General features: G+C 71.3%; 15 protein-coding genes. 7 read left to right on the forward strand and 8 right to left on the reverse strand.

Annotated features, from left to right (window positions below):
• Positions 1–63 precede the first annotated feature (63 nt).
• Positions 64–642, reverse strand: coding sequence for a YdeI/OmpD-associated family protein (locus ABZX79_RS02560; RefSeq protein ID WP_355250384.1), 579 nt, complete (start codon positions 640–642; stop codon positions 64–66).
• An 80-nt stretch (positions 643–722) separates the two neighbouring features.
• On the opposite strand from ABZX79_RS02560, the gene ABZX79_RS02565 reads away from it, so the two are divergent.
• The 3 genes from ABZX79_RS02565 (at position 723) to ABZX79_RS02575 (ending at position 2,952) form a co-directional block, all read left to right on the forward strand.
• Positions 723–890 carry a hypothetical protein gene (locus ABZX79_RS02565; protein ID WP_355250387.1) on the forward strand — a complete coding sequence of 56 codons (168 nt, stop codon included), beginning with the start codon at positions 723–725 and terminating at the stop codon, positions 888–890.
• Positions 891–964: 74 nt separating this feature from the next.
• Entirely contained in the window at positions 965–1,747 is a 783-nt protein-coding gene (locus ABZX79_RS02570) for a VOC family protein (RefSeq protein WP_355250390.1), read from the forward strand.
• Positions 1,748–1,782: 35 nt separating this feature from the next.
• A complete protein-coding gene (locus tag ABZX79_RS02575) occupies positions 1,783–2,952 on the forward strand; it encodes a methyltransferase (RefSeq protein WP_355250391.1) in 1,170 nt (389 codons plus the stop codon).
• A 53-nt stretch (positions 2,953–3,005) separates the two neighbouring features.
• Here ABZX79_RS02575 and ABZX79_RS02580 read toward each other — a convergent pair whose 3' ends face one another.
• Entirely contained in the window at positions 3,006–4,457 is a 1,452-nt protein-coding gene (locus ABZX79_RS02580) for a PLP-dependent aminotransferase family protein (RefSeq protein WP_355250394.1), read from the reverse strand.
• On the opposite strand from ABZX79_RS02580, the gene ABZX79_RS02585 reads away from it, so the two are divergent.
• Together ABZX79_RS02585 and ABZX79_RS02590 are read left to right on the forward strand one after the other, a co-directional pair.
• Complete coding sequence (locus ABZX79_RS02585; protein ID WP_355250396.1) at positions 4,456–5,370, forward strand: DMT family transporter; 915 nt, start codon at positions 4,456–4,458, stop codon at positions 5,368–5,370. The two genes, ABZX79_RS02580 and ABZX79_RS02585, sit on opposite strands and share 2 nt — an antisense overlap.
• Before the next feature lie 84 nt (positions 5,371–5,454).
• Positions 5,455–5,649 (forward strand): DUF1918 domain-containing protein, encoded by a 195-nt coding sequence (locus tag ABZX79_RS02590; protein WP_355250399.1) that lies wholly within the window; start codon positions 5,455–5,457, stop codon positions 5,647–5,649.
• Positions 5,650–5,702: 53 nt separating this feature from the next.
• On the opposite strand, the gene ABZX79_RS02595 is transcribed toward ABZX79_RS02590, so the two are convergent.
• Positions 5,703–6,950, reverse strand: a complete 1,248-nt coding sequence (locus tag ABZX79_RS02595; RefSeq protein WP_355250402.1) for a family 10 glycosylhydrolase — start codon at positions 6,948–6,950, stop codon at positions 5,703–5,705.
• A gap of 169 nt (positions 6,951–7,119) precedes the next feature.
• Here ABZX79_RS02595 and ABZX79_RS02600 point away from each other — a divergent pair, with 169 nt between their 5' ends.
• Together ABZX79_RS02600 and ABZX79_RS02605 are read left to right on the forward strand one after the other, a co-directional pair.
• Positions 7,120–7,980 (forward strand): 3-hydroxybutyryl-CoA dehydrogenase, encoded by an 861-nt coding sequence (locus ABZX79_RS02600; protein WP_355250405.1) that lies wholly within the window; start codon positions 7,120–7,122, stop codon positions 7,978–7,980.
• Positions 7,981–8,118: 138 nt separating this feature from the next.
• Entirely contained in the window at positions 8,119–8,376 is a 258-nt protein-coding gene (locus ABZX79_RS02605; protein WP_355250408.1) for a hypothetical protein, read from the forward strand.
• 23 nt (positions 8,377–8,399) lie between these two features.
• On the opposite strand, the gene ABZX79_RS02610 is transcribed toward ABZX79_RS02605, so the two are convergent.
• The 5 genes from ABZX79_RS02610 to pheS form a co-directional block, all read right to left on the reverse strand.
• Positions 8,400–8,930 carry an NUDIX hydrolase gene (locus tag ABZX79_RS02610; RefSeq protein ID WP_355250411.1) on the reverse strand — a complete coding sequence of 177 codons (531 nt, stop codon included), beginning with the start codon at positions 8,928–8,930 and terminating at the stop codon, positions 8,400–8,402.
• A gap of 51 nt (positions 8,931–8,981) precedes the next feature.
• Positions 8,982–10,322 (reverse strand): transcriptional regulator, encoded by a 1,341-nt coding sequence (locus tag ABZX79_RS02615; protein WP_355250414.1) that lies wholly within the window; start codon positions 10,320–10,322, stop codon positions 8,982–8,984.
• 280 nt (positions 10,323–10,602) lie between these two features.
• Positions 10,603–11,691 (reverse strand): PP2C family protein-serine/threonine phosphatase, encoded by a 1,089-nt coding sequence (locus ABZX79_RS02620; RefSeq protein ID WP_355250417.1) that lies wholly within the window; start codon positions 11,689–11,691, stop codon positions 10,603–10,605.
• A gap of 198 nt (positions 11,692–11,889) precedes the next feature.
• Positions 11,890–14,418 (reverse strand): phenylalanine--tRNA ligase subunit beta, encoded by a 2,529-nt coding sequence (gene pheT, locus ABZX79_RS02625; protein ID WP_355250420.1) that lies wholly within the window; start codon positions 14,416–14,418, stop codon positions 11,890–11,892.
• Positions 14,418–15,545 carry a phenylalanine--tRNA ligase subunit alpha gene (pheS, locus tag ABZX79_RS02630; RefSeq protein WP_355250423.1) on the reverse strand — a complete coding sequence of 376 codons (1,128 nt, stop codon included), beginning with the start codon at positions 15,543–15,545 and terminating at the stop codon, positions 14,418–14,420. Before pheS ends, pheT begins: the two co-directional genes overlap by 1 nt.
• Positions 15,546–15,621 lie beyond the last annotated feature (76 nt).

Here is a 15,621-nt window from a genome sequence, read left to right on the forward strand (position 1 = left end):
CCCGCGAGCCGCCCCCCACCGGGCGGCGTGCCCGACGCGAACGGCGTGGAGCACCGAGCTGACTCAGCCCGGCCCCTCACCGTTCACCAGCACGTGCAGGGCTCTTTGGAGCCGGATCTGCCGGGTCTGTGGCGTGCGCGCCTGAAGCAGCGGCAGGATCACCTGGTAGCGCCCCGTCTTGTCGAGCGCCTCGAACGCCTTCTTGGCCTCAGGGTTCGCATCGAGCGCCACCGCGAGGTCCGGTGGCACCGTCGCCGTCTTCTGCGACTCGTACGCCCCCGCCCAACGCCCGTCCTCCTGCGCCCTGCGCACCTCGGCCAGGCCGGGTTCGCGCATCCGCCCCGCGGCCGTCAGCATCGCGACCTTGTCCACATTCACCTGCGACCACAGGCTTCTGGGCCGACGGGGCACGTACTTCTGCAGGTAGTGCTGCTCGTCGAGAGACCGGCGTTGCCCGGAGATCCAGCCGTAGCACAGACCGATGTCGACCAACTCGTCGTCGGTGACCGTCGGGATGCCGGACTTCTTCTTGGCGACCTTGACCCACACACCCTCGTGGCGCATGTGATGCTCTGCCAGCCAGCCCTCGAACGCCTGGGCGTCCGCGAAGGCGATGATCTCCACTCCGTCGAGCTCGTCCATGCGGCTCAGGCTATCGGCCGCTCAGGCATGAGTACTTCTACGGATTGCGGGACCGCCACCGCGATCAAGAGAATGGCGCCATGAGTGAGCACGAACGTTCTTCCGAAGTCCCCGCGTGGCCCGCCCGCCCCGCCCGTCGGCCCATAGAGACAGCGATGAAGGTCGTCCTCGTGGTGGTCGGCGGGGCGGTCGCGGCCCTGGTGCTCTACGTGGCCTTCTTCGTCGCCGTCTTCGCCATGTCGACTTGATCCACCTCTAGGCCAGAAGCTGTCCTATACCGGGCCTAGCCTCGACGTATCAGCCCCGGAAAACAGGAGCAGCGATGAGCCTCGTCGACAGCAACCAGCCTGACTCCACCCCCACTTGGATCGACCTCGATGTCCCCGACCTGGACCGCGCGACGGACTTCTACCGCGCGCTGTTCGGCTGGGACTTCCACACCGCCGCCCCCACCGCCGAGACCGGCGGCTACACCACATGTCTGCTGCGCGGCCGGGCCGTGGCCGGCCTTGGTCCGGCCTCCGAGCCGGACCCGGCCCCCGGCTTCTGGCGGGTGTACTTCGCCACCCAGGACTGCGACGCCACCGCCAAGCGCGTCGTCGACGCGGGCGGCACCTTGACGCAGGCTCCGGTGGACATAGCGGACCGTGGGCGCATGGCTCTCGCCCTGGACCCCGTCGGTGCCCCGTTCGGCCTCTGGCAGGGCCGCACGCACCCCGGCTGCCGGATCGTGAACGAACCCGGCTCCCTGATCCGCAACGATCTGAATACGCCCCACCCCGGCCCCGCGCGGGACTTCTACACGGCGCTCTTCGGCTTCACCCTCGACGGCAACGAAGACCTCCCCGGCTTCGACTTCACCTTCCTGCGCCGGCCCGACGGTCACGAGATCGGCGGCATCTTCGGCGACCCCACCGCCGCCGTCTCCGCCTGGCAGACCACCTTCGAGGTCGCGGACACCGACGCGGTGGCGGAGCGTGCGGTCGCTGCGGGAGGCGCGGCCGGTGAACCGACGGACTTCCCGTACGGCCGGTACGCGGAGATCACCGATCCGTTCGGCACCACCTTCAGTGTGATCACCAGGCCGCCGTCCCAGCGGGAGTGAGGCGCGGACGGGCGCTCGGCTAGCCTGAGGGCACAATGAACCATTTGACGACGTCACTGGGCGAGTACGACCTCGTTCGCTTCCCCGAGGACCCTCGCGACAGGCTGCGCGCCTGGGACGCGGCGGACGAGTATCTGCTGCGGCATCTCGAAGGAACCGACAACGGAACCGGCGACGCTGCCCCTGCGGACCTGTCCGGCACCGTCGTCGTGGTGGGCGACCGCTGGGGCGCCCTGGCCACCGCGCTCGCCCCCTGCCGTCCCACGCAGATCACCGACTCGTTCCTCGCCCAGCAGGCGACCCGGGTGAACCTGGAGCGCAACGGGATCGACGCGTCGGCGGTACGTCTCCTCTCCACCCAGGAGGCCCCGCCGGAGCGGATCGACGTACTCCTGATCAGGGTGCCGAAGAGCCTCGCACTCCTTGAGGACCAGTTGCACCGGCTCGCCCCGCACGTCCACGCGGGCACGGTGGTCGTCGGCACGGGGATGGTCAAGGAGATCCACACCTCGACGCTCAGGCTGTTCGAGCGGATTCTCGGTACGACGCGGACGTCGCTGGCGGCGAAAAAGGCCCGGCTGATCTTCTGTACGCCGGACCCGGGGCTCGCCCGGGGCGGCGACCCGTGGCCGCACAGTTATGCGCTGCCTTCCGATGTCGGTGTGGTGTCCGGTCTTACGGTCACCAACCACGCGGGCATCTTCTGCGCCGAGCGACTCGACATCGGCACGCGATTCTTCCTGCGCCACCTCCCCCGGCGGCGTGGTGCCGAGCGCGTCGTGGACCTGGGCTGCGGCAACGGTGTGGTGGGGCTGGCGGCGGCGCTCGCCAACCCCGAGGCGGAGGTTGTGTTCACCGACGAGTCGTTCCAGGCGGTGGCGTCCGCGGAGGCCACGTTCCGGGCGAATGGCGGGGCGGACCGCAAGGCGGAGTTTGTGGTGGGCGACGGTCTGTCGGGCGTGCCGGAGGGGACGGTGGATCTCGTGCTGAACAATCCGCCGTTCCACAGCCATCAGGCGACGACGGACGCGACGGCGCGGCGGATGTTCGGCGGGGCGCGGGATGCGTTGCTTCCCGGTGGGGAGCTGTGGGTTGTCGGGAACCGGCACCTTGGCTACCACGTCACGCTGCGGCGGATCTTCGGCAACAGCGAACTGGTGGCGAGCGACCCGAAGTTCGTGGTCCTGCGGGCGGTCAAGCGGTAGCCGCTGCGCGGGGCTTGTTCCCCACCCACCCGGGACGCCCTCCGAGCGGGTCCTCAATCGCCGGACGGGCTCCTCCGGAGCCCCTCGCACGCGGTCCGCAGCCGCCGTACGCCCTCCGTGATCTCCGCCGGACCCGCCACCCCGGCGAAGCTCAGCCGGACGTGTCCCGCGCTCGGCTCCGCGCTGAAGTACGGGCGCCCCGGCGCGATCGCGACGCCCGCCCGGAGCGCCGCCGAGACCACCGCGCTCTCGTCCGCGCCGTCCGGCAGGCGCAGCCACAGGTTGTAGCCGCCCGCCGGGATGTGCGGGAGGGCGAGTTCGGGGAGGTCGAGGCGCAGGGCGGCGGCGAGGGTGTCGCGGCGGCCCCTCAACTCCGCCGCGACCGTGCGCAGGTGGCGCGGCCAGGCCGGGGAGCCGACCAGCTCGACAGCCGCCTCCTGGAGCGGCCGCGGCACGAAGAAGCTCTCGACGACCTGGATGGCCCGCAGCCGCTCCAGCACGGGCCCGCGCGCCGCCAGCGCGCACACCCGGAAGCTGGGCGAGGTCGCCTTGGTCAGCGAACAGACGTGCACGACCACGCCGTCGTGGTCGTCCGTGGCGAGCGGCCGGGGCAGCGGCCCCGCGTCGTCGTGGACGAGCCGCCGTACGAAGTCGTCCTCGATCACGAATGCCCCGGCCTCCCGAGCGATGCGCAACACCTCGGGGCGGCGCTCCGCCGAGAGCACCGCCCCGGTCGGGTTCTGGAAGAGCGGCTGGCAGACGAAGACGCGCGCGCCGGTGGCCTTGAAGGCCGCGGCGAGGAGTTCGGGGCGTACGCCGTCCGTGTCCACCGGTACCGGTACCGGACGCAGTCCCGCCGCGCGGGCGATCGCCAGCATGCCGGGATACGTCGGCGACTCGACCAGCACCGGTGCGCCGGGCGGGGCCAGCGCGCGCAGGGCGGTCGTCAGCGCGCTCTGGCCGCCGGCGGCCACCAGGACCTCGGCGGCGGTGATGGCTCCGCCGATTCCCCGGGCGAACCATTCGCGCAGCTCGAGGATGCCGTCGATCGGAGGCCGGCCCCAGGCACCGGGCCGCCGGCCGGCCCGCGCCAGGGCGGCTGCCATAGCGCGCTCCGGCTGGAGGGAGGCATGGAGGTAGCCGCTGTTGAACTCGATGACGCCGGGCGGCGGTGCGGCGAGGGTGACCAGGACGCCGGAAGCGTCGACCGAGCGCGGTACGAGCTCGCTCGTGGCGTTGGCGCTGAGCGCGACCTCCTGCCAGGAGGTGTCGCCGGGCGCCGCCGTGTCCGTACGGGGCTGCGTACGGAACGCGCCCGCGCCGGGACGGGTGACCACCAGGCCCTCGGCGGCGAGCTGGGCGAGGGCCCGCGCGACGGTCACGGGACTCACCCGGTAGCGCTCCACGAGCATCCGGCTCGACGGCAACTTTCCACCTGGGGAGTAGTGGTTGAGTTCACGCCTGAGGGATTGGGCCAGTTCCGCGACACTGCTACGCTCATGCATGACAGTACAGAATAGCGCTATCCGCACAACGGCAGTAGCAGTGGGCACTACCGGAGCGGCCCGCAGCGGAACAATCCTCGCCGCGCTCGGTGTCGTCTCCTTCTCTCTCACCTTCCCGGCCACCGCCTGGGGTCTCGAAGGTTTCGGCCCCTGGTCGCTCGTAGCGGTACGCAGCGTTCTCGCCGCCCTGGTCGCCGGCGCCGCCCTGCTGGCCCTGCGGATACCCGTACCGGCCCGCCGCCACTGGGCCGGTCTCGCGGTGGTCGGCGGCGGCGTGGTCCTCGGCTTCCCGATGCTGACCACGCTCGCTCTCCAGACGTCCACCACTTCGCACGCCGCCGTGGTGGTCGGGCTGCTGCCGCTGACCACCGCCGCCATGTCGGCGCTGCGCACCGGTGCCCGCCCGTCGCGCGCGTTCTGGCTGGCGGCCCTCGCCGGCGCCGCCGTGGTGATCGCCTTCACGGTGCGCGAGAGCGGCGGTGCGCTGTCCACCGGCGATCTGTACCTCTTCGGCGCCCTGCTGGTCTGCGCCGCCGGCTACACCGAGGGCGGCAGGCTGGCGCGCCTGATGCCCGGCTGGCAGGTCATCGGCTGGGCGCTGGTCCTGTGCCTGCCGCTCGCCGTACCGGTGGCGGCCGTGGCGCTGGCCTTCGAGCCGGTGCACTTCACGGCGCACAGCGTCGCGGGGCTCCTGTGGGTGGCGATCGGCTCGCAGTTCCTGGGCCTGGTCGTCTGGTACCGCGGCATGGCGGAGATCGGTGTGTCCAAGGCCAGCCAGATCCAGCTGGCCCAGCCGCTGCTGACCCTGTTCTGGTCGGTCGCCCTCCTCGGCGAGCACCTGTCCCCCGCCGCCCCGCTCGCGGCCGTCGGCGTACTCGTCTGCATCGCGGTCACCCAGCGCGCGCGGACCTGAACGGCGCAACAGCGCAGCGCCAACTCCCACCCCCGGTCATAGACTGGGCCTTACGTAGAGCCGGCCTCGAGAAGGGCAGTCCCGATGCAAGCGAGCGTGGGCGACCAGCTGCTGGTGCACGGCAGGACCGTGGGTCACGAGGACAAGGTCGCGAAGATCGTCGAGGTGCTGGGGTCCGAGGGCAACCCGCCGTACCGTGTCCGCTTCGACGACGGACACGAGGCGCTGGTGTCGCCGGGTCCGGACTCCGTCGTACGGCACAAGGGTCCGACGGAGTAACCCCGCATCGCAAGAGCCCCGCATCCCGCAGCGGCAGGCGACCGGCCGCCGCCTCAGTTGGGCGGTTTCACTCTGTCCGGGTAGTGGTCCGCCACTACCCGGTCCATCGCGCCGATGCGGTCCGCCGCGACCTCCTTCGCCGAGAAGAAGACGTGGCCCCGCACCTCGGCGTAATCCTTGCCGAGCGTGAGATGGCGCGAGAGTTCCGCCGGATCCTGCCAGGCCGCGGGCTGCGCCGGGTCACCGGCCTTGTAGAGGGCCTCGCCGGCGTACAGGTGGACCTTCGTGCCGCGTGCGACGTCGGCCCACCAGGGCAGCAGCGTGGCGTAGTCGGCCGCCGCGAAACCGATGTTCCAGTAGAGCTGCGGCACGATGTAGTCGATCCAGCCCTCCTTCACCCACTTGCGGGTGTCGGCGTGCAGATCGTCGTACGTCTGCACCCCGGCCCGGGTCTGTGAGCCGAGCGGGTCGGTCGAGGCATTGCGCCACACCCCGAAGGGGCTGATCCCGAAGCGGACCTGTCTGTCCTTCTTCTTGACCGCCTTGATGCGGGCGGCCATCTCGCTCACCAGCCGGTCGGTGTTGTCGCGCCGCCAGGCGGCCCGGTCCGGGAAGCCGGCGCCGTGGCGCGCGTACGCCTCGTCGTCGTCGAAGACCTGCCCCGCGACCGGATACGGGTAGAAGTAGTCGTCCCAGTGCACGGCGTCGATGTCGTAGCGCTGTACGGCGTCCATCATCGCGTCCTGCACGAAGCTCCTGACCTCCGGCAGCCCCGGGTCGTAGTAGAGCTTCCCGCCGTACGGCAGGACCCACTCCGGGTGCACGCGCGCCGGATGCGAGGCGACCAGGCGCGACGGATCGGTGTGATTGGCGACCCGGTACGGGTTGAACCACGCGTGCAGCTCGAGATCCCGCCGGTGCGCCTCCTCCACCGCCGTCCCCAGCGGGTCCCAGCCCGGATCCTTGCCCTGTACGCCGGTGAGGTACTGCGACCAGGGCTCGTACGGCGAAGGCCACAGGGCGTCGGCGGTCGGCCGCACCTGGAACATCACCGCGTTCAGCCTGCGCCGTACCGCCGTGTCCAGATGGGCCAGCAGTTCGGCCTTCTGCTCGTCGGCGGTCAGACCGGCCTTGGAGGGCCAGTCGCGGTTGGCGACGCTCGCCAGCCACATCCCCCGGAGCTCGCGCTTGGGCGCCCGGCGCCCGGCGGGGGCGGCGGCCGCCGCGTCCCCGGTGACCGCGAGCATGGACAGCACCCCGGCCGCTGCCGCCAACAACCCTCTTCGACCGATCTGACCCATATGTCGCCCCTTACTAGGTGCATACGTCCCATCGTTTCCGCAGAGCATGCCCGCCCCGGCCCGTCACGCACACGTGGGTCCGGAGTAACGTCGGGGGCCGAGGCGGGCACCGGCACGGCCGGGGCCTGCCGAACTGTTGATCAGCGAAAGGCACGATGTGACGGACTCCATGGCGGATGTGCAGCGCGTCGGAGTAGTGGGCTGCGGCCAGATGGGCGCAGGCATTGCCGAGGTGTGTGCCCGCAGCGGCCTCGAGGTGAAGGTCGCCGAGACCACGGGCGAGGCCCTGGAGATCGGCCGCACCCGGCTCTACAACTCCCTCTCGAAGGCCGCCGAGCGCGGCAAGATCACCGAGGAGGAGCGGGACGAGACACTCGCCCGCCTCAGCTTCACGACCGACCTCGGCGAGTTCGCGGACCGCGACCTCGTGATCGAAGCGGTCGTCGAGAACGAGTCGATCAAGACGGAGATCTTCCAGGTCCTCGACCAGGTGGTGACCCGTCGGGACGCGATTCTCGCCTCCAACACCTCCTCGATCCCGCTGGTGAAGCTGGCCGTCGCGACCTCCCGCCCGGACCAGGTCATCGGCATCCACTTCTTCAACCCGGCCCCGGTGCAGAAGCTCGTCGAGCTGATCCCGGCGCTGACCACCTCCGAGGAGACCATCAAGCGCTCCGAGGCCGTGGTGCAGAACGTGCTCGGCAAGCACGCGATCCGCGCCCAGGACCGCTCGGGCTTCGTGGTCAACGCGCTCCTCATCCCGTACCTCCTCTCGGCGATCCGGATGTTCGAGTCGGGCATCGCGAGCCGCGAGGACATCGACAACGGCATGGAGCTGGGCTGCGCCCACCCGATGGGCCCGCTCAAGCTGGCGGACCTCATCGGCCTGGACACGGTCGCCTCGGTCGCCGACTCGATGTACGACGAGTTCAAGGAGCCGCTGTACGCCGCTCCGCCGCTGCTCCAGCGCATGGTGGACGCGGGCAGGCTGGGGCGTAAGACGGGATCCGGTTTCTACCCGTACTCCTGAGCCGCGATTCGCACGGAGTGTGCGGGGCGTACACGCATATGCCCCGCACACACGCTCCCGCCATGAGCACAGGGCGAGTTGGCTCTGTGCCACATGCACAGGGCCGCCGGACGGCCCTGTCGGAAGAAGGAGCGAACCGTGAGTATCGACACCGATCAGGCCGTGGTCGTCGAGGAGTACGCCGAGTTACGTCGCCGCCTCGACGTGGGGCTCACCAGGATCGACGGAAATCTGGCGCTGCTGGCCCACCGGGGCGACCAGGCCGACAGCGACCTGGCCGACCTGGCCGCGCGTGTGACGGCCCTGGAGCACCACCGCTGGCCGCTGCCGACCATCTCGGCACTCACCGCGACAGGGGCTCTCGCGGTGACCCTCTGGCAAGCCCTGGGCCGCTAGGTCCTGGGCCGCTGGGGGGCGCTCTAGCCGAGGCGCAGGTGGTGAAGCATCAGCAGCCCGGCCGCCATGTTGGCGGCCGGGACTTCGCCCCGGGCCACCATGTCGGGGACGAGTTTGAGCGGGACCCACTCGCGCCGCGAGGACTCGAAGTCGTCCTCGGGATGGCCGATGTACGTCGCCTCCTCGGCCCAGTAGAGGTGGTGCCGGGCGTCGGTGAGGCCGTTGGACGGCTCGACGGTGAGGAGATGGCGCAGCGGCCCGGGCCGCCAGCCGGTCTCCTCCTCCATCTCACGCGCCGCGGCGGTCTCGACGTCCTCGCCGTCCTCGACGACTCCGGCGGCGAGCTCCCAGCCCCAGCTGTCGGTGATGAAGCGGTGCCTCCAGAGCAACAGCACCTCGTTGGCCTCGTTGACCGCCGTCGCCACAGCCACCGGACGCAGCCGTATGACGAAGTGGTCGAGGTGCCGGCCGTCGGGGAGTTCGACGTCCGCGAGGTTGATCCGGAACCAACGATTCTTGTACACAGTCTGTTCGCTTAAGTTCGTCCACTGCACTGTTTTGCCACCTTCCGACAAGTCGATGGCAACATCGCAGCAGGATCACGGTCACAGCGGAACGCGCAGAGCCCCGTCGATCAGTTCGGCCGCCTCTTCGGCGCCGGAGCACCCGCTTCCCACCAGATGCTCGCGCACCGCCCGCAACCGGTCGCGCAGCCGCTGCGACTCCATCCCCTGGGCCCGCTGCGCCATCTCCGTCGCGATCTCCACCGCCCGGTCGGCCTTGCCCTGCCGCAGCTCGATGTGCGTGAGCATGGCGAGCCGGTGCACCCGGCCCCTGTCGTGCGCCGGAGAACCGACCGCCGCGTCCGCGTGCTCGCGCGCGGCGGGCAGATCACCCAGGCTCAGCAGCGCCTCGGCCACCTGTACGTTCACCAGGCCCGGCTGGACGTAGCCGGTCTCGTCCGGTTCGCTGCCCGGCCTGATGCACTCGGCCTCGCTCTCGGCACGCCGGATGCACGACAACGCGCCCCTGCCGTCGCCGAGATGGGCGTACGCCTTGGCCTGCATCGCGTGCAGATCGGCGGCCAGCGCCGGCGTGATCTGCTTGCCCGCCGTGCGCAGCGCCGCCTCCGCGAAGGCCACCGCCTGCCGGTATTCGGCCATGAACAGCGACTGGTTGACGAGCAGCGCGATGATGTACGCCCCGAGTCCCCGGTCCCCGCTGGCCTTCGCGAGCCGCAGGGCCTGGTGGAAGTACCGCTGAGCGAGTCCCTGAGCGTCCGAGTCGTACGCGCAGATGCCGGCCACCGCCACCAGGCCGCCCGTCGCGCGGTGCAGGTGGCGGCCCATGGCGTTGGAGTAACTGCCCCTCAGCAAAGGCGCGGTCTCGGCGTTGAGGAAGCCCACGATGCGCGACCGGGTCGCGATGCCGCCCGCCTTCCGGTACATCAGCTCGTAGTGCGCTCTCGCCGCGCGCAGCATCTGTATGTCGGCGACGCTGACGCGCGTCTGTCCCTTGCGCGAGACGTCCGCGTCCTCCGGCGGGTTCTCCCACTCCCAGACGGGCATCACCGCCGGAGTCCCGGTCACAGCCGGTGCGCCGAGGATGTGGGGCCGCTGCTGCTCGTCGGAACGCCACAGCGCGGTGGCCCGCTCCACGAAGCCGGTCAGCGGGGAGCCGTGCGGCATGGCTTCTTCGCCCGGCATGCCGAACCCGATGTCGTCCAGCGTTATGGGCCGGTGCAGCCGGGCCGCGAGGACCTCGCAGATCAGGTCGGGCACCTGGCCGCGCGGACGCTGGCCCTTCAACCACCGCGCGACGGCGGTGTGTTCGTACCTCAGCGCCAGACCTCTCGCGCTGCCCGCCTGGTTCACATGGGCGGCGAGGCCGGCGTTGGAGATGCCCGCCTCGTCGAGCAGGGCGTCGAGCAGGGTATTCGGCTGCATGGGCCTCTCCGGTGGCTCGGTGGGGCCATCGTAGTGGGGGTGCTTTCACACGGGGTGTGAACCAAGTGCCCGCGTTCGTGCCCCGCGCGCTCTGCCGCACCGCACCCCGTATCCGATTGACTCTGAGGCGCCTCCTGAAAGAGGCGGCCGGGCCGCCGGCTCCCCCTCGTACAGTGCGGCGGCCCGATCCTGCACCGTCCGCCCTGCCGGTCTGCCCGACACTCCGCGGCAGGGCGGACGGAGCCGTAGCCGTTCCACCGGGTGCCGGAGCGACGGCCGGTCACCGATTGGAGGATTCCGCGCGCGAACGGCGCAGCCCCTGATCCCCGGGCTGCGCCGGCATTCGCCTGCGGTCGTTGCGCACGACCAGCAGGGCGACGTCGTCCACGAGCCGCCCGCCGGTGTGCCGCAGCAGCGCCGTGTGGACGCGCTGCACCACCACGGCCGGCGATACCGGCGAGCCCAGCGCGGCGGCCTCGGTGAGCGCCCGCTGGAGGCAGAAGAACTCCCCGGAGGCGTTCCTGGCGTCCTCCGCCCCGTCGGTGTGCAGAACGAGCGCGTCGCCGGGAAGCAGGCGCGTACAGCGGTGTGCGGACAGGTCGGCGGGCAGCGGGAACATGCCGAGCGGCGGCATCGGGTCGCCGCCCGCGAGCTGTTCGGCGGTCCTGCGCAGCCGGTAGGGCCACGGGTGGCCGCAGTTGAGCGCCAGTACCTCGCCGTCCTCGTGGATCTCCAGCAGCAGTACGGTGACGAATTCCTCGGCCACCGGATTGTCCGGGTCCGCGCCGCTCACCGACGGGTGCTCGGACCGCGCCCGGTCCCGCAGGTGCCGTTGCAGCGCCCGCTCCAGCCGCCGCATGACGCCCGCCAGTTCGGCCTCGTCGTGCGCGGACTCACGGAAGCTGCCGAGCAGCGCGGCGACCGCCCCGATGGCGGCGAGCCCGTGCCCCCGTACGTCGCCGATGACGACCCGCACCCCGTGCACGGTGGCGACGGCCTCGTACAGGTCGCCGCCGACCGTCGCCCCGCGGCTCGCGGACAGCTGTCCCGCCGCGAGGGCGAGCCCGTCGAGCCGGGGCGGCAGCGGCCGCAGCAGCACCTGCTGGGCGGCGCGCGCGACCTCACGGGCCCGGCGCAACTCCCTCACGAGGCCGAGCCGGACGCTCGTCAGCAGGTAGACGACCAGCGCGATGAACGCGGCGCAGGTCACGAAGCGCGGCGCCATCGCGTCGTGGGAGGCGAACGGGCAGGTCAGCTCCCAGACGGTCGCGGCGACGAGCCAGACGGCGGGCAGCCCGAAGACGAGGGCGCGCCGCGCGTACGAGACGCATGCGCGGCGCACGCTCCGCCAGGTCTTTGTACGGATCATCCCGACGGCCCCCTAGGCCCTGGCCCTGTACGACGCTGCCTGTACGACGCTGGCCCTCGTCGGCCGGAATGATTGTGTCGACCGTCCGTCCCTGTTCGCGTACCCCACCCCCACTTCTCACCCAAATGAGTGAGGGGCGCATCCGTAACTCCGGACACGCCCCTCAGTACCACCGCTTCGCTACTGCTTCAACAGGTGCTATGCCCCGCGCAGCACCGCGCCCGTGCGCTCGCCGGCGAGCGCGACGGCGGCGTCGCGGGCGGCCGTGGCCTCCTCGACGGTCAGCGTGCGGTCGGCGGCGCGGAAGCGCAGCGCGTACGCGAGCGACTTCTTGCCCGCGCCGAGCTGCTCACCCGTGAACACGTCGAACAGCCGCAGCGCTTCGAGGAGTTCACCGGCGCCTTCGCGCAGCGCCGCCTCGACGTCCACCGAGGGCACGCCCTCGTCGACGACCAGCGCGACGTCCTGGGTCGCCACCGGGAAGGCGGAGATCCGCGGAGCCCGCAGTACTCCAGTACCGGCCTGCTCCAGCACGTCGGTCTCGACCTCCATCGCGCAGGTGCGCTCCGGCAGGTGGAGCGCCTTGATGACGCGCGGGTGCAGCTCACCGGCGTGCCCGACGAGGGTCTCCTCGCCGTTCACGGTGACGTACAGCGCGGCGCAGCGGCCGGGGTGCCACGGGGCGTGCTGGTCGGCGCGCACGATCAGCTCGACGCCGGCCTCACGGGCGAGCGTGCGAGCGGCCTCGACGGCGTCCGCCCAGTTGCCCGGGCGGCCCTTGCCCCACCAGCCGGCCTGCTCGCGGGCGCCCGCGAGGACGACGGCGGCGCGGCGCGGCTGACGCGGCAGGGTGGCGTTGAGACCGGCGATCTCCTCGTCGGTGGGCCGGCGGTCGACGGGCAGCCGCGCGGCCTTGTGCTCTTCACCGGTCGGCCGGAAGACGAGGCCGGTCTCGAAGAGCGCCAGGTCGTGCGAACCGCGGCCGTCGTTGCGGCGCAGCGCGCCGAGGAGGCCGGGCAGCAGCGTGGTGCGCAGCGACGGCTCCTCGTCGGAGAGCGGGTTGACCAGCTTGACCGTACGGCGGCGGTCGTCGTCGGCGGCCAGGCCGAGCTGGTCGAGCACGGCATCCCCGATGAACGGGTAGCTCAGCGCCTCGACGTAACCGGCACCCGCCAGCGCACGGCCGATGCGGCGGTGCAGCCGCTGCCGGTCGGTGAGCCCGCGGCCCGAGGGCGGCGTCGGCAGGGTGGAGGGCAGGTTCTCGTAACCCTCCAGCCGGATGACCTCTTCGGCCAGGTCGTTCGGGAAGGCCAGGTCGGGGCGCCAGGACGGCACGGTCACGACCAGTTCGTCCTGCCCGTACGCGTCGCAGCCGACCTCCTGGAGGCGTCGTACGACGGTCTCCCGGCCGTAGTCGACACCCGCCACCCGGTCGGGGTGGTTCGCCGGCATGGAGATCGTGCGCGGCGCGGAGGGCGCGATGACCTCGGTGACACCGGCCTCGGCGGTGCCGCCCGCGAGCAGCACCAGCAGGTCGACGGTCCGCTGGGCGGCCGCGGAGGTCGTCTGCGGGTCGGTGCCGCGTTCGAAGCGCTTGGACGCCTCGGACGAGAGCTTGTGCCGGCGCGCCGTACGGGCGATGGACAGCGCGTCGAAGTGCGCCGCCTCGATGACGACCTCGGTGGTGCCGTGCACCTGGCCCGTCTCGGCGTCGGTGGTGGAGTCGGCGATCTCGGTGTTGGCGCCGCCCATGACACCCGCGAGACCGATCGGACCGCGGTTGTCGGTGATCACCAGGTCCTCGGCGTCGAGGACCCGCTTGGTGCCGTCGAGCGTCGTGAACTTCTCGCCCGGCTCGGCGCGGCGGACGCCGATCGGCCCGTCGATGCGGGACCGGTCGTACGCGTGCAGCGGCTGCCCGAGCTCCAGCATCACGTAGTTGGTGACGTCGACCGCGAGTGAGATCGGCCGCATCCCGGCCTTCTGCAGCCGGCGCCGCAGCCAGATCGGGGAGCGGGCCTCGGGCTCCAGGCCGACGACCGTACGGGCCGTGAAGCGGTCGCAGCCCTGCGGGTCGGCGACCTTCACGAGGTAGCCGTACGAGTTGGGGGCGGGCACGTCGAGCAGCGCCGGGTCGCGCAGCGGCAGCCCGTACGCGGTGGCGACCTCACGGGCGACGCCGCGCATGGAGAGGCAGTAGCCGCGGTCGGGCGTGACGGCGATGTCGAGGACCTCGTCGACGAGCTCGAGGAGCTCGATGGCGTCGGTGCCGACCTCGTACTCCGGCGGCAGCACGATAATGCCGTCGCTGCCGTCGTCGCCCATGCCCAGCTCGTCGCCGGAGCAGATCATGCCGTGCGAGGTCTTGCCGTAGGTCTGGCGCGCGGCGATCGCGAAGTCGCCGGGCAGGACGGCGCCGGGCAGGACCACGACGACCTTGTCGCCGACGGCGAAGTTGCGGGCGCCGCAGACGATCTCCTGCGGCTCACCGGTGCCGTTGGCCATGCCGACGTCGACGGTGCAGAAACGGATCGGCTTCTTGAACTCGGTCAGTTCCTCGATGGTGAGGACCTTGCCGACGACCAGGGGGCCCTTGAGGCCGGCGCCGAGCTGCTCGACGCTCTCGACCTCCAGGCCCGCGGACACGAGCTTGGCCTGTACGTCACGGCCGGTCTCGGTGGCGGGGAGATCGACGTACTCCCGCAGCCAGGAAAGCGGGACCCGCATCAGATCTCCATCCCGAAGGGCCGAGTGAACCGGACGTCACCCTCGACCATGTCTCGCATGTCTTCTACGTTGTGGCGGAACATGAGCATCCGCTCGATGCCGAACCCGAAGGCGAACCCGCTGTACTTCTCGGGGTCGACGCCGCAGGCGGTGAGCACCTTGGGGTTGACCATGCCGCAGCCGCCCAGCTCGATCCAGCCCTCGCTGCCGCAGGTGCGGCAGGGACGGTCCGGGTTGCCGACGGACTCGCCGCGGCAGACGTAGCAGACCATGTCCATCTCGGCGGACGGCTCGGTGAACGGGAAGTAGTTCGGGCGCAGCCGGGTCTTCATGCCCTCGCCGAAGAGCGCCTGGACCATGTGGTCGAGGGTCCCCTTGAGGTCGGCCATGGTGAGGCCCTCGTCGATGGCCAGGAGCTCGATCTGGTGAAAGACGGGGGTGTGCGTGGCGTCGAGCTCGTCCGTGCGGTACACGCGGCCGGGGCACACGACGTACACGGGCGGCTCCCGGTCGAGCAGCGCGCGGGCCTGGACGGGCGAGGTGTGCGTACGCAGCACGACACCGGATTCGTCGCTCTTCGACCCATCGGCGCCCTGGACGAAGAAGGTGTCCTGCATCTGGCGCGCCGGGTGGTCGGGCACGAAGTTGAGGGCGTCGAAGTTGAACCACTCCGCCTCCACCTCGGGGCCCTCGGCGACCTCGTAGCCCATGGCCACGAAGACGTCGGCGACGCGCTCCATCAGCGTGGTCAGCGGGTGCCGGGCACCGGCCGGTACGCGGTCGTACGGCAGTGTGACGTCCACCGCCTCCTCGACCAGTACGCGCTCGTCGCGCTCCGCCTCCAGGGCGGCGAGGCGGGCGGCGAGGGCCTTGTTCACGGCGCCGCGCGCCATGCCGACGCGCTTGCCGGCCTCGGCCTTGGCGGCCGGCGGCAGGGCGCCGATCTCACGGTTGGCGAGCGAGAGCGGCGAGGTGGGGCCGGTGTGCGCGGTCTTCGCGTGGGTGAGCGCGTCGAGATCCGCCGCGGCGTCGAAGGCGGCGAGCGCCTCGTCCCGCATGCGCTCGATCTCTTCCGGTTTCAGCGCCTCGACCTCAACAGGGTCGTACGACTTATTGGGTGCGGACATCTCTTCCCGTACTTCCGATTGGCTGGTGGCGTGGCCCCCGCTCGACGACTGAGGACGCAAAGGTGCCAAAGGTCGA

This window comes from Streptomyces sp. NPDC002994 (genome assembly GCF_040611155.1).
Taxonomy (GTDB): domain Bacteria; phylum Actinomycetota; class Actinomycetes; order Streptomycetales; family Streptomycetaceae; genus Streptomyces.